This is a genomic window from Enterococcus sp. AZ067 (assembly GCF_051715005.1).
Classification (GTDB): Bacteria; Bacillota; Bacilli; order Lactobacillales; family Enterococcaceae; genus Enterococcus_D; species Enterococcus_D casseliflavus.
This window is the reverse complement of record NZ_JBIOSY010000001.1, coordinates 2,493,424-2,506,113: the sequence shown is the minus strand read 5'-3', so window position 1 is coordinate 2,506,113 and position 12,690 is coordinate 2,493,424. Positions and strand designations below refer to the sequence as shown.

General features: G+C 38.1%; 15 protein-coding genes. 13 read left to right on the top strand and 2 right to left on the bottom strand.

Translation table 11 applies throughout. The annotated features are described in order from the left end of the window. The first annotated feature begins 24 nt into the window (after window positions 1-24). The 9 genes from IGI82_RS11835 to IGI82_RS11795 all read left to right on the top strand — a co-directional run bounded on the left by IGI82_RS11835 (window position 25) and on the right by IGI82_RS11795 (window position 8,643). Window positions 25-1,968 (top strand): DUF5776 domain-containing protein, encoded by a 1,944-nt coding sequence (locus IGI82_RS11835; RefSeq protein WP_438842261.1) that lies wholly within the window; start codon window positions 25-27, stop codon window positions 1,966-1,968. A 96-nt stretch (window positions 1,969-2,064) separates the two neighbouring features. Then, on the top strand, window positions 2,065-3,408 hold the full coding sequence (gene mltG, locus IGI82_RS11830; RefSeq protein WP_332282987.1) for an endolytic transglycosylase MltG: 1,344 nt from the start codon (window positions 2,065-2,067) through the stop codon (window positions 3,406-3,408). A 115-nt stretch (window positions 3,409-3,523) separates the two neighbouring features. Next, complete coding sequence (gene greA, locus IGI82_RS11825) at window positions 3,524-4,003, top strand: transcription elongation factor GreA (protein WP_005229556.1); 480 nt, start codon at window positions 3,524-3,526, stop codon at window positions 4,001-4,003. Window positions 4,004-4,155: 152 nt separating this feature from the next. Next, window positions 4,156-4,887, top strand: coding sequence for a cell wall-active antibiotics response protein LiaF (gene liaF, locus IGI82_RS11820; RefSeq protein ID WP_325844911.1), 732 nt, complete (start codon window positions 4,156-4,158; stop codon window positions 4,885-4,887). Continuing rightward, a complete protein-coding gene (locus IGI82_RS11815; protein WP_005229561.1) occupies window positions 4,884-5,951 on the top strand; it encodes a sensor histidine kinase in 1,068 nt (355 codons plus the stop codon). Before liaF ends, IGI82_RS11815 begins: the two co-directional genes overlap by 4 nt. Window positions 5,952-5,954: 3 nt before the next feature. Continuing rightward, the gene (locus IGI82_RS11810; protein ID WP_005236913.1) at window positions 5,955-6,584 is read left to right on the top strand and encodes a response regulator transcription factor; all 630 of its coding nucleotides are present in this window, start codon (window positions 5,955-5,957) and stop codon (window positions 6,582-6,584) included. Window positions 6,585-6,670: 86 nt separating this feature from the next. Beyond that, window positions 6,671-7,336, top strand: coding sequence for a potassium channel family protein (locus IGI82_RS11805; protein ID WP_005229566.1), 666 nt, complete (start codon window positions 6,671-6,673; stop codon window positions 7,334-7,336). An 11-nt stretch (window positions 7,337-7,347) separates the two neighbouring features. After that, window positions 7,348-7,647, top strand: a complete 300-nt coding sequence (locus IGI82_RS11800) for a HesB/YadR/YfhF family protein (protein WP_005229567.1) — start codon at window positions 7,348-7,350, stop codon at window positions 7,645-7,647. 57 nt (window positions 7,648-7,704) lie between these two features. Continuing rightward, a complete protein-coding gene (locus IGI82_RS11795; protein WP_176323951.1) occupies window positions 7,705-8,643 on the top strand; it encodes a glycosyltransferase family 2 protein in 939 nt (312 codons plus the stop codon). 70 nt (window positions 8,644-8,713) lie between these two features. Here IGI82_RS11795 and IGI82_RS11790 read toward each other — a convergent pair whose 3' ends face one another. Continuing rightward, window positions 8,714-9,709, bottom strand: a complete 996-nt coding sequence (locus tag IGI82_RS11790) for a phosphoglycerate dehydrogenase (protein ID WP_438842608.1) — start codon at window positions 9,707-9,709, stop codon at window positions 8,714-8,716. A gap of 26 nt (window positions 9,710-9,735) precedes the next feature. Beyond that, window positions 9,736-10,545 (bottom strand): DUF1189 family protein, encoded by an 810-nt coding sequence (locus IGI82_RS11785; protein ID WP_438842260.1) that lies wholly within the window; start codon window positions 10,543-10,545, stop codon window positions 9,736-9,738. Window positions 10,546-10,677: 132 nt separating this feature from the next. Here IGI82_RS11785 and IGI82_RS11780 point away from each other — a divergent pair, with 132 nt between their 5' ends. The 4 genes from IGI82_RS11780 to tagD all read left to right on the top strand — a co-directional run bounded on the left by IGI82_RS11780 (window position 10,678) and on the right by tagD (window position 12,654). Beyond that, on the top strand, window positions 10,678-11,121 hold the full coding sequence (locus tag IGI82_RS11780) for a GtrA family protein (protein ID WP_438842259.1): 444 nt from the start codon (window positions 10,678-10,680) through the stop codon (window positions 11,119-11,121). A 76-nt stretch (window positions 11,122-11,197) separates the two neighbouring features. Then, window positions 11,198-11,803, top strand: coding sequence for a superoxide dismutase (locus tag IGI82_RS11775; protein ID WP_005229576.1), 606 nt, complete (start codon window positions 11,198-11,200; stop codon window positions 11,801-11,803). Between the two features lie 141 nt (window positions 11,804-11,944). After that, a complete protein-coding gene (locus tag IGI82_RS11770) occupies window positions 11,945-12,145 on the top strand; it encodes a cold-shock protein (protein WP_005229578.1) in 201 nt (66 codons plus the stop codon). Window positions 12,146-12,252: 107 nt separating this feature from the next. Then, entirely contained in the window at window positions 12,253-12,654 is a 402-nt protein-coding gene (tagD, locus tag IGI82_RS11765) for a glycerol-3-phosphate cytidylyltransferase (RefSeq protein ID WP_115232543.1), read from the top strand. Window positions 12,655-12,690 lie beyond the last annotated feature (36 nt).

Here is a 12,690-nt window from a genome sequence, read left to right as displayed (position 1 = left end):
TTATAGAACAAAGAAGGAGATCAAATGAAAATAAAAAGTTGTTTACCTATAATTTGTTTTCTTTTAGTACTTGTATCTATTAATGAGCGTGTTATTTCAGATGAAATAATCACCTCTACTGAGTCCACTGAATCAATAGATGGTTTTAGAGGAAAGAATTCGGGAGATGAAGAAACTCTTATATCGACATTTCCAAGTACAAATGAGAATTTAGTAAGTGAAAATGAGACCACTAATTCCTCTACAGCTTATTCTAATATTGAAAAAGTAGAGGAGAGCATTACTGCTGAAACAGAAGAAGGTATTTCTGTTTCAAACGAATATGCAATACCTTCTGGACGTTCTGACTTGTATGAAACAACGAATGAAAATTCAGTAAGAAGATCGACAAGAGCAGCTGTTTTAAATCCTCCAATCGTTAAAGCGGAGGACTTGAATACTCCGAGGAAAGATTTTATTGATGTGTCGTCGCACAATGGTGAAATATCTATAGATAATTATCTAATGATGAAGCAATACGGTGTTAAAGGTGTAGTGGTTAAACTAACAGAATATACTACTTATAAAAATCCTTATGCAAAAAAGCAAATTGAAAATGCGCAACAAGCGGGCTTGAAAGTTTCAGTGTATCATTATAGTTGGTTCACCAATGAATCTGAGGCTATCGCAGAAGCAAATTATTTTGCAGCTTTCGCACAGGAATTAGGACTTTCTAAGACTACTCTAATGGTAAATGATATTGAGGAACCAAAAATTGTAGATAAAGGGAATCATACGCAAAATTCACTTTCATTTAAAAAACGTTTAAATGAACTTGGATATGGAAATGTTATTCATTATAGCGGCTTGTACTGGATTACAGAAGGGTTAATGGATGCTTCAATTCTAGGAGTAAAAAATATTTGGGTTGCTGCTTATCCATACTCTTTATCCAATGTTCAGATGTATTCTCAATATGGAGCATGGCAATGGTCCTCGTTAGTAACATTTCCTAACCTTAGTACATCATTTGATATGTCTTCTGATTATTTAGGAATATTTACCAATAATGAAAATAATACAGTTGATTTATCTAAATACTATACAAGCAACCCTAATTATATCATTATGAAAAAAAATGATTACATTTATAGCAAACTATCATTTGGGACTGCTAACCGTTTAAGAAAAGTGAGTGAAAACCAAGTTATTAAGATAAAAGGAATTGCATATGATAACAAAACACCTAGATTAATTACTGATGATGGGTATTTAACGGCGAATAAATCTTATGTACAGAAAATTTTAAGCAGCTACAAGAACTATATGTATGTCTTACCATCTTCTGGCTATGTCTATACAAAAAAAGATGATTATTCGTATTCAAATGTAACTTTTACTTCTCGAAAAACAAAATATCCAAAGGGCTCTGTTATTAAAGTAAAAGGGATTGCATATGCACCAGATGGGTGTCCGAGATTAATCTTATCGGATGGTTCATATTTTACAGCGAATTTATCTAGAGTATCAACAGTGACTTCTTCGTACAATTCTTATTTATTGTCTAAACCCCAATTTGTTATTTTTAATAAAGATGACTATTTTTATAAAGATGTAAATTTTAAAAACAGGGGCGCTAAAATTAAGAAAAATCAAGTTTTGAAGGTCAATGACGTTGTTTTCACTTCATCAGGAGTACCAAGGCTAAAAGTTAATAACGGATATGTGACCGCTAATAAGAAATATGTTTCTAAACTTATAGCTAGTTACTCAAACTATTACTACAAAGATATCTCAAATGTCATTTTACAGAAAAATGATTATTTTTACTCTTCTGTAAATTTTAGTAATGGAGCCAGAAAGAAAAAAGCAACAAAAGGTATGGTTGTAAAAGTTCAAGGAATCGAGTTTGATGCTAATGGTACACCACGGCTTAGAACAAACCAAGGGTATCTATCAGCGAAAAAAACAATTGTAAAAGCTAAGTAGCTCTTGAAGGGACTATTAATCTTTTTCTATTCCACTCCTCCTAACTTTCGTGTATAATGGTACAAGCCAGTATTACGAAAGTTAGGAGGAGTTGTTTTGAGTAAACAACATCCAGAGGATAAGTCCTTTAAAGACGAAGTATTAGGAGCTTTAAAGCAACCTCAATCAGATCAAACCCAAGAAAGCAATGGTTTGAACGAGCGTCCTATTCAACAACCTCAAGAAGAGGTGGGTTCGCGAACTGCAAGTGGAAAGACCAAAAATAAACAAGCAAAGCAAGCTGCTACAAGTCGTAGGGCAGCAGAAGAAGAAGTGCCCATAGCTGAAGGTGGGGAAACGCAATTGCGCAAGCAGCAACGCAAAAAAGAAGATCGGATTGTCAATCGGATCGTTTTGATCGTAGTCCTTGCTCTGCTCGTCATCGGTGGTGTTTTAGGATTTTCAATGTATCGTTATGTGACATCAGGATTGCAGCCGTTGAATCCAGAAGATACAGAAACGGTGGCGGTTGAGATTCCTAGTGGATCGTCCAACAAAGCAATTGGAGAAATTTTGGAAGAAGACAATATCATTAAAAGTGGTATGATTTTTAACTATTATACGAAATTCAATAATTTAACTGGATTTCAAGCAGGAAATTATCATTTTTCTCCTAGTATGACATTGGATCAAATCTCAAAGATGCTGCAAAATGGCGAAGGCTCGGTCACCTCTGATGCAAAAGTGACGATTCCAGAAGGATTTGATGTTGATCAAATCGGTGATGCTCTAGCGGAAGCAACGAATATCTCGAAAGACGATTTCTTAGCTTTGATGGAAAGCGATGAGTTCTTTGAAAAAATGAAAGAAACCTATCCTGAGCTTTTAGCAAGTGCCGGCGATGCGCAAGGCGTGCGTTACCGACTAGAAGGATACTTGTTCCCAGCAACTTACGACTACTATACAGGGAATACCCTAGAAGAAGTCGTTACCCAAATGGTGGACAAATCAAATTCAGTCTTGTCAAAATATTTCGATCAAATCGCTCAAAAAGAAATGACGGTTCAAGAAGTCCTTACTTTGGCATCACTTGTTGAAAAAGAGGGCAGTAAGCTAGAAGATCGTAAAAATATCGCACAGGTATTCTTCAATCGTTTAGCGATTGATATGCCGCTGCAATCGGATATTTCGATTCTATACGCGTTAGGTGAGCACAAAGAGCTAGTTACTTATGAGGACACTCAAGTTGACTCTCCTTATAATCTCTATGTGCATACTGGCTACGGACCTGGACCATTCAACAATCCAAGTGAAGCAGCGATCCAAGCGGTCTTAGATCCAACACCGAACAACTACTATTATTTCGTTGCTGACATTCAAACCCAAGAAGTTTACTTTGCGGAAACCTATGAACAGCATATGCAATTAGTGGAACAATATGTAAACAATACCTCAAATTAAATTTTCATAGGTTTATAGTTTACATTTAAAAAAAAGCATGGTAATCTTTTGTGGACTCATCGCAAAAGATTACCTTTTGCGATTTATTAGAAGTTACTAAAAGGAGAAAAGAACTATGGTAGAAAAAGTTTACCCAATGACACTTGAAGGAAAAGAAAAGCTAGAACAAGAATTAGAAGAATTGAAAACGGTAAAACGCGGCGAAATCATTGAACGTATCAAGGTAGCCCGCAGTTTTGGCGATTTATCCGAAAACTCAGAGTATGAGTCTGCTAAAGATGAACAAGCGTTTGTCGAAGGCCGAATCACTACTTTAGAAAATATGATTCGTTTTGCAGAGATCATTGATAATGAGGGTGTAGACTCTGATGAAGTTTCCATCGGGAAAACAGTGATTTTTGTTGAGTTGCCTGATGGTGACGAAGAAGAGTACATGATCGTCGGTAGTGCTGAAGCAGATCCGTTTTCTGGTAAAATTTCCAATGATTCACCAATCGCTCGTGCCTTGATTGGGAAAAAAGTCAATGATGAAGTGACGATCTCAACGCCAGGCGGAGATATGCAAGTAAGAATCACAGAAGTAAAGAAAAGCTAATTGCTTGATCACTCGATCAATCTAGTTGACCCTGTTGTTCATTCTCCTTTAGGGAATTTGATCAAACAGGGTCTTTTTTCGGACCAGCGACGGATGGACAAACCATTTTTTTCAGGTATGATAGAGTAGAATTACTAGGAGGAGGAGCTTGAATGAAAAGTCCTTGGCGTTTTTTCTTTATTGTTGAAGCGCTCTTACTGCTTTTTGCGGTATGGCAAATTTTATCTAATCCGCCATTATTATTTTTATTAATACTTGGTGTGACGTGCTTGGTCCTTGTGAACCGAAGTGAGCGCAAGAGCAATTTTAAAAATTTCTTGATGGTCTCAAGTTCCATTGCTATTTTGATCAGTTTGTTAAATAGTCCAGCACTGTGGCTGATGCTGATTTTTGCGATTTTATTTATTGGTTTAAAAGGAGTCGAGATTACCGGAATCGACTTAACTAAAAATTCATTCTGGCGCAAAAAACAAATGATTATCGTTGAAACTGAAGAACCCAAAGCTGATCATCCACTGAAACAAAAGCAGCAATGGTTAGGTAATGAACGGATCGGCAGTCAAGTCTATGAATGGGACGATATCAATTTAGATATCTTGACGGGAGACACTTTCATCGATCTAGGCAACACTTTATTGCCTAAGAAAGAAAACGTCGTGATCGTACGAAAAGGCTTTGGCAGAACTCGTATTTTAGTGCCTGCTGGTATAGCAATCAAATTAGAGCACAGTACTTTTATTGGCTCCGTTATCTTTGAAGGCGAAGAAACGAGCTTGAAAAATGAAAAATTGACGATCTACAGCCCGGATTATGGCGAAAATAGTCGGCGTTTGAAAATCTTGACGAATACCCTTGTTGGTGATGTTGAGGTGATTCGGGTATGATCGGGAAATTTTCAAGAGGCATGATCGCTTTTTATGCAGGATTAGCAAGTTTTTTCACCATGATTTTGATGCTGTTTTCCTATTTGTATGCCAGTGGGAAAAATAATTGGCTGATAGAAGTCTTTCAAATCAAGCTCTTCTTTATCCCAATCGTCTTTCACTTACTTGTAATATCTGCATTGATTGCTTTAGCTGTCTTTTTACTGATTTCTTTTTTTCGCAACCGTCAATACGGTCCGGTGGAAGAAAAGTTAAGACTGTTAGCCAGCGGCTATATCGATAGCCCTTTATTGGAAACAAAAATCCCCCATGCGTCTGAAAACCACTTGATTGCGAATGTGGATCGTGACATTGCCAGTATCCAATCGAAGATGAAACAGATGTCGATGGAATTACAGCAATTGAATGCGAAACCGCAGTTTGTTGATGGTCAGACGAAAGAAGAGATTTTAGAAGCAGAAAGGCAGCGTCTGGCTCGTGAATTGCACGACTCTGTTTCTCAACAGCTGTTTGCCGCCATGATGATGATGTCTGCACTAAATGAGCAAGCGATTCGAACAGATGCGCCAGAAAGCCAAAAGAAACAGTTAGCTATGGTCACAGACATTATCAATGCTTCGCAATCTGAAATGCGGGCGCTCTTGCTTCATCTACGACCTGTTACTTTGGAAGGGAAGAGTCTAAAGCAAGGAATCGAGCAATTGTTAAAAGAATTAGAGACCAAAATCAAAATTCTATTGACTTGGGATATTGAAGACTTTACAATGCCTAGTTCGATTGAAGATCAACTCTTTCGTGTGATCCAAGAACTCTTATCTAATACACTGCGTCACGCCAAGGCCAATGAGTTGGAAGTTTACTTGCATCGCATTGATAATAACGTGTTGTTGCGGGTGATCGATGACGGTGTTGGCTTTGATCCACAAGATCAAAAGGCCGGCAGCTATGGTTTGATGAATATCCGAGAACGGGTAAGTGCCGTTGGCGGAACGTTGAAAATTATTAGTTTTAAAAATCAAGGAACCAGTATTGAAATTAAAGTTCCACTGTTGAAGGAGGCATAAGGTATGATTAAAGTGTTGTTAGTTGATGACCATGAAATGGTTCGTCTGGGGGTTTCTTCTTATCTATCGATTCAAGACGATATAGAAGTAATTGGGGAAGCGGAAAATGGTCGAGTCGGGTATGAAAAGGCATTGGAATTACGTCCAGATGTGATTTTGATGGATTTGGTGATGGATGAAATGGATGGGATCGAATCTACGAAATTGATTTTAAATGATTGGCCCGAAGCAAAAATCATTATTGTCACTAGTTTTATTGATGACGAAAAAGTCTATCCTGCTATTGAAGCGGGTGCGGCAGGTTACCTGTTAAAGACGTCTACTGCTCATGAGATTGCGGAAGCCATTCGTGCAACCCAGCGAGGAGAGCGGGTCTTAGAACCCGAAGTCACCACGAAAATGATGGATCGTTTGACGAATCGGACACCGATCCTACATGAAGATTTGACCAATCGGGAACAAGAAGTGTTACTGTTGATCGCCGAAGGAAAGAGCAACCAAGAGATTGCGGATTCACTCTTCATTACGCTGAAAACAGTGAAGACACATGTGTCAAATATCTTATCAAAATTAGAAGTAGAAGATCGTACACAAGCTACGATATATGCTTTTAAACATGGTTTGATAAAATAAAGTCTTAATAATCATACCTCCTCATGGCAAGCAGAGGAGGTTTTTGTTATACTAAATTATGATCTGGTAAAAAAGGAGCGTTTGTGGTGAAGCAAAATTATGCAATAATCGGTCTGGGCCGTTTTGGTGGCAGTATTTGTCGCACGTTGATTGAATCTGGACAAGAAGTACTGGCGATTGATAGCAACGAAGATCGTGTCAATGAGTATATGAATATCGCCACCCATGCGGTGGTTGGTAACGCACAAGATGAGATGACGTTACGCTCATTGGGTATCCGTAACTTTGACCATGTCATTGTTGCGATTGGTGAGGATATTCAAGCTAGTATTTTGGTGACCTTGATGGTCAAAGAAATGGGTGTTCCTAATATCTTAGCGAAAGCCCAAAACGAATACCATGCCCGTGTACTGGAAAAACTCGGCGCAGACCGTGTCGTTCATCCCGAACGTGACATGGGGATTCGCATCGCCCATAATCTAGTTTCCAAAAATATTTTAGATTATATTGAACTATCTGACGAATTTTCTCTAGCAGAGATTCGCGTGTCCAATCCACGCTTTTTCAATAAATCCCTGATTGAGCTGAATTTTCGACAAAAATATGGTCTGACAGTCGTTGCGATTCGTCGGGGACCAGGACAAGTGATCGTTTCGCCTGATGCAGAGGCGATCGTGCGTGAAAATGACAATTTACTCGTGATCGGCAATACAGATGATGTAGATATACTTGATGAACATATGAATGATTAGGAGTGAAGAAAATGAACTTAACAATAAGTCCTGAAGCAATGCAATGGTTTAAAAAAGAATTGGTGGTAGACCAAGGAAGCGGGATTCGTTTTTTCGGAAAAATTTATGGCAAAACACAAGTGCATGACGGATTTTCCGTGGGAATGTCAGTCGATAAACCAGAACGTCCGATCGTCGAACAAACCATTGATGGCTTGCTTTTTTTTATTGATGAAGCAGACGAATGGTTTTTCAAAGGCTATGATCTAACTGTGGACTATGATGAAACGTTAGATGAACCGAAATATGATTTTAGCGAAGATAAAAAATAATGTGGATTCGGTCCCAACTGACCGATTTCCTACGACTGGCTCTAGGAGATGAAACCGATGTTATCAATTGTTGTACCTTGTTTTAATGAAGAGGCAAGCTTGCCGATTTTCTTTGAAGAAACAGAAAAAGTGAAGAAACACTTAAATATGCCTTTTGAATATATTTTTGTTAATGACGGGTCTTCAGATCAAACTCTGTCTGTTTTAAGAGACTTGTATCACGCCCACCCTGAAAGTGTTCGCTATCTATCTTTTTCGAGAAACTTTGGCAAAGAAGCTGCTCTTTATGCGGGGCTACAAGCTGCTAGAGGCGATTTTGTCACTGTAATGGATGCAGATTTACAAGATCCGCCGTCATTACTACCTGAAATGTTTGCTTTGCTAAGAAGTAAACCAGAGCTTGACTGTGTGGGGACGAGACGTGCCGATAGAAAAGGTGAGCCAAAGATTCGCAGTTTTTTTTCGAACTCGTTCTATAACATCATCAACAAAATTGCCGATACTGAGATGGTAAACGGTGCGCGAGATTTTCGCTTGATGCGCCGCAATATGGTTGATGCAGTTTTACAGCTGTCAGAGTACAATCGCTTTTCAAAAGGGATCTTCAGCTGGGTTGGGTTTGATACAGAATACATCGCCTATGAGAATCGAGAAAGAGTAGCGGGTGAGACGTCCTGGTCATTCTGGAAGCTATTCCAATATTCGATCGATGGCATCGTCAATTTTTCAGATACACCTTTGAATATCGCCTCGTTTATTGGTGCGCTTTCCTGTTTTGGTTCTCTGATTGCTTTGATCTTTATTGTGATAAGAACCTTTATTTTTGGAGATCCGACATCAGGGTGGCCTTCAATGGTCAGTATCTTCTTATTTGTTGGTGGATTGCAATTGCTTTGTTTAGGGATCATCGGCAAGTATATCGGAAAAATTTTCTTAGAGACTAAAAATAGACCCTTGTACTTCTTGAAAGAAACCGAAAAAGACCAAGAAAAATAATGATAAAATAAAAGTGTACAATTTGAAGAGAGTGCCTTCAACTGTACACTTTTTTTGCGGAAAGAATTTGTTAGTATCCCTTATCCAAGTTTATCTCATTTTTAACAACTTCTTGTTTTGTTAAAAATTGTTGGAAATTCGCTAAGAAAATATCCATAAATGCCTTTTGAAAATGGGGCGTGTGTCCTGAGATATGAGGAGTAATCAACAAGTTTTCGGTATGCCATAGCGGATCATTTTCTGGTAGAGGTTCCTCTTCAAAAACATCTAGTGCGGCAAATGCCAGCTGCTTTTTCTCTAATGCCTTTGTTAATGCGGCAGTATTCACGCTAGGACCACGACCGACATTATAAAATGAAGCAGAAGGCTTCATTTGTGCAAAAAAGGCTTCATCATACAAATGTGTGGTTTCTTCTGTCAGTGGAAGAATATTGATGATGCAATCGGCGGTTTTTGCGCAAGTGTGTAAGTCAGATAACGCAAACGTTTTTTCAAAACCCGCCACCTCATGGCCGCTTGTATTAATGCCGATCGGATGTACACCAAAAAAGGTTAATGCTTTGGCTAATCTTTGGCCGATTTGTCCCGTACCAACGATCAAAATCTCTTGATCCGATAGCTTTGCATAAGGAATCGTATCCGGTGCCCATTGCTGTTTTCTTTGTTGTTGGATTGCTTGGAAAATCCCGCGGTTTTCCATAAAGAGCAAAGCCAATAAATGGTCTGTAATCGATTCTGCGTGGATGCCACTGCCATTTGATAAGAGAATGTCGTATTTTGCAAACTCTTTTAATGGCAAGGTGTCCACACCAGCCGAAATCGCTTGGACCCATTTCAAATTTGTTTTTTCGGTTAACAGGTGTTCGTTCCATGCTGGCTTCCAACCGATAGTGATTTCCACTTGTGACCAATCAATTGCTTGGTCCTTTGAGTACACGAGAAATTGATAGTCTTTTTCCATTTGTTCCACATAAGTGTCGCGAAAGTTGCGAGTGGCTAAGATTATTTTTTTCATTGCCAAGCCTCCTTGTATCTTAAGTGTAGCAAAGAATGAGAAAAAAGCCATGTTCAATGAATTGAACATGGCATAGATCATTTTTTTAATTGTATTTTTGGGGAATCTTTGACACCTTGTGTAAATAAGAATAGGGAACCAAACAAAATAAAGGTTGTAGAATCAAAGGAAGGCAGCGCTAGTTGTACAATAACACTAATGAGTGTAGGCAATGCAGCACAGACAATGAGAATCTTTAAATTTTCGAAAAAGGTATAAGAGAATAGCTTCAATTTCGTATAGATCGTTGCAATAAAGGTTCCCATGATTAAGGTGATCAGTAAGCTGACAAACGTGGGATATAAGGCGACAAAAAAGACAATGATTTTTATCAGCCATGGGATCGCTTGGTTGGATAAGGTTTCTCGAATCGCCTGACCGTTAAGATTGCGCAGTGCTGGTTCACTATAATCAAACTCTAATTGGTTTGAATCGAACATAGACGTTGAGAAACCAGAAGAAGGGATACGAATGACCAGCTGATCTTTTAACAAACCTACTGCGATCACCGAGCCGGTGACATCAGATGCAATATCTGCTGGTGTACGATTGCCATCAGGATCAAAAGTAAAGATGATCGAATCGGTTTGATAGATGAACCCTTGCGTATTGGGAGCGACAGAAAGCTGTCCATTTTCGATCGTGAAATCAGGAATCGTTTCTCCGATTTTTTGTCCATCTGCTTGCACATCACGAAAGACGCCTAAGACATTGATGGTAATTGGCAAAGCCATCATCACGGCTGCACCTAATAGAAAAACGATCACTTTGGAAAACTCTGCTTTTTTGACGAATTTTAGTTCGGGTATTCGAAAAAAAGCAATTTTAAATAGTTGGACGATAGTCATTTGCTGATAAACTCCTTTGTGGTATAACTAGAGTAATTGTAACGAAGGGTTCTTAGGATTACAAGGAATTCACAAAAAAAGAGCCAAATATCTATTGAATAAGTAAATAAAGTAATGAAAGTAGGCATATATATGCAAAAGTTTATTGAATACAAACAAATCTTACAACAAAAAAAACTGTGGGAGCCACTCACGTATTTATTTTTTGGTGGTTTGACCACCGTAGTCAATATTGTCGTCTATCTTATTTTTAGTGAAGGGTTTGGTTTTTATTATCAGACAGCGAATGTGATTTCTTGGATCGCTTCTGTTTTATTCGCTTACTTTACAAATAAGTTATGGGTCTTTGAAGCAAAAACAAAAACGAAGCAAGAGTCTTGGGCGGCATTTGGAAAGTTCATTTTTTTTCGCGTTTTATCATTAGGCTTGGACATGCTCTGTATGTATTTCTTTATCTCAGTTTTAGCTACCTGCGATCTTGTTGCCAAGCTGGTCACCCAAGTCGTTGTTGTTTTGGCAAATTATGTGTTTAGTAAATTTTTGATTTTCAATACGAAAAAAAGTGAGAAAAAGTAAGCATATTTTTTGAACAAAGTCTGATAGTCTGATAATGTTACTTATGTAAACATTATCATTGAGGAGGATTTTTTTTATGACTTACACATTACCAGATTTACCTTACGCATACGATGCATTGGAACCATATATTGATGAAGAAACGATGCATTTGCATCATGATAAACACCACAACACTTATGTAACAAACTTAAATGCAGCGATTGAAAAACATCCTGAATTAGGTGAAAAAACAGTTGAAGAATTATTAGCAGACTTTTCTTCTGTACCTGAAGATATTCAAACAGCGGTTCGCAACAATGGCGGCGGCCATGCTAACCACACATTCTTCTGGGAAATCTTAGGCCCAAATGCCGGTGGCGAACCTACTGGGGCAATCAAAGAGGCAATTGAAGAAACTTTTGGCAGCTTTGAAGACTTTAAAGAAGAATTTAAAACTGCTGCAACTGGACGTTTTGGTTCAGGTTGGGCATGGTTAGTCGTTAAAGACGGTAAACTAGCAATCACTTCAACCGCGAATCAAGATTCACCATTGATGGATGGTCAAACACCTGTATTAGGTTTAGATGTTTGGGAACATGCGTATTACTTGAAATACAAAAATGTTCGTCCAGATTACATCAATGCTTTCTGGAGTGTTGTTAACTGGGACAAAGTAAACGAATATTTCGCAAAAGCTTAAACAAACTATTAGGAAGAAGCCTGACTAAGGGCTTCTTTTTTGTTGATGGAAAGAAATTTCGTTATTGCTAACGCTTACATATTCAGCTATAATGAAATCGACGGAATCGTCGGATTATAATTATTGGAGGCTTTACACACTATGGAACATGGGAAAGTAAAATGGTTCAACAACGAAAAAGGGTTTGGTTTTATTACAGTTGACGGTGGAGATGATGTATTTGTTCACTTCTCTGCCATTCAAGGAGATGGTTTTAAATCGCTTGAAGAAGGACAAGAAGTTGAATTTACGATCGTTGAAGGTGCCCGCGGACCGCAGGCAGCGGAAGTAACCAAAGTCTAAATCAGAACAAAAAAGCTGAGTAACCTCTCAGCTTTTTTAATTTGCTATTTCCTGCCATTTTTGGTATCTTCAATACATTAAAGACTAGAAAACGAAGAGGTACAAGAATGAAACGAGTAATTACTTATGGAACATTTGACTTGTTACACTATGGACATATTAATCTTTTACGTCGTGCAAAAGAGCAAGGCGATTATTTAATCGTGGCACTATCAACGGATGAATTTAATTGGAATGAAAAACAAAAAAAATGCTACTTTTCCTATGAGAAAAGAAAGCAATTATTAGAAGCGATTCGTTATGTTGATTTAGTTATTCCCGAGAAAGAATGGGCACAAAAAGTTTCTGATGTCAAAGAGTATCATGTTGATACCTTTGTTATGGGAGATGATTGGGCAGGAAAATTTGATTTTATTCAAGAAGAAACCGATGCTGAAGTGATTTATCTAGCGAGGACGCCAGAAATATCAACCACTCAAATTAAAAAAGAGTTGAAACTAAATAATTGAACAATTCTAATAGAAAAAGCATCTTTCACAGATGTT

Excerpts from the sequence above, each read along its gene's own strand:
- IGI82_RS11775 (WP_005229576.1), top strand. The coding sequence starts at position 11,198 with ATGACTTACACATTACCAGATTTACCTTACGCATACGATGCATTGGAA.
- IGI82_RS11835 (WP_438842261.1), top strand. The coding sequence starts at position 25 with ATGAAAATAAAAAGTTGTTTACCTATAATTTGTTTTCTTTTAGTACTT.
- IGI82_RS11815 (WP_005229561.1), top strand. The coding sequence starts at position 4,884 with ATGATCGGGAAATTTTCAAGAGGCATGATCGCTTTTTATGCAGGATTA.
- tagD (WP_115232543.1), top strand. The coding sequence starts at position 12,253 with ATGAAACGAGTAATTACTTATGGAACATTTGACTTGTTACACTATGGA.
- IGI82_RS11790 (WP_438842608.1), bottom strand. The coding sequence starts at position 9,709 with ATGGCTTTTTTCTCATTCTTTGCTACACTTAAGATACAAGGAGGCTTG.
- greA (WP_005229556.1), top strand. The coding sequence starts at position 3,524 with ATGGTAGAAAAAGTTTACCCAATGACACTTGAAGGAAAAGAAAAGCTA.
- IGI82_RS11810 (WP_005236913.1), top strand. The coding sequence starts at position 5,955 with ATGATTAAAGTGTTGTTAGTTGATGACCATGAAATGGTTCGTCTGGGG.
- IGI82_RS11770 (WP_005229578.1), top strand. The coding sequence starts at position 11,945 with ATGGAACATGGGAAAGTAAAATGGTTCAACAACGAAAAAGGGTTTGGT.
- IGI82_RS11795 (WP_176323951.1), top strand. The coding sequence starts at position 7,705 with ATGTTATCAATTGTTGTACCTTGTTTTAATGAAGAGGCAAGCTTGCCG.
- IGI82_RS11785 (WP_438842260.1), bottom strand. The coding sequence starts at position 10,545 with ATGACTATCGTCCAACTATTTAAAATTGCTTTTTTTCGAATACCCGAA.
- IGI82_RS11780 (WP_438842259.1), top strand. The coding sequence starts at position 10,678 with ATGCAAAAGTTTATTGAATACAAACAAATCTTACAACAAAAAAAACTG.
- IGI82_RS11800 (WP_005229567.1), top strand. The coding sequence starts at position 7,348 with ATGAACTTAACAATAAGTCCTGAAGCAATGCAATGGTTTAAAAAAGAA.
- liaF (WP_325844911.1), top strand. The coding sequence starts at position 4,156 with ATGAAAAGTCCTTGGCGTTTTTTCTTTATTGTTGAAGCGCTCTTACTG.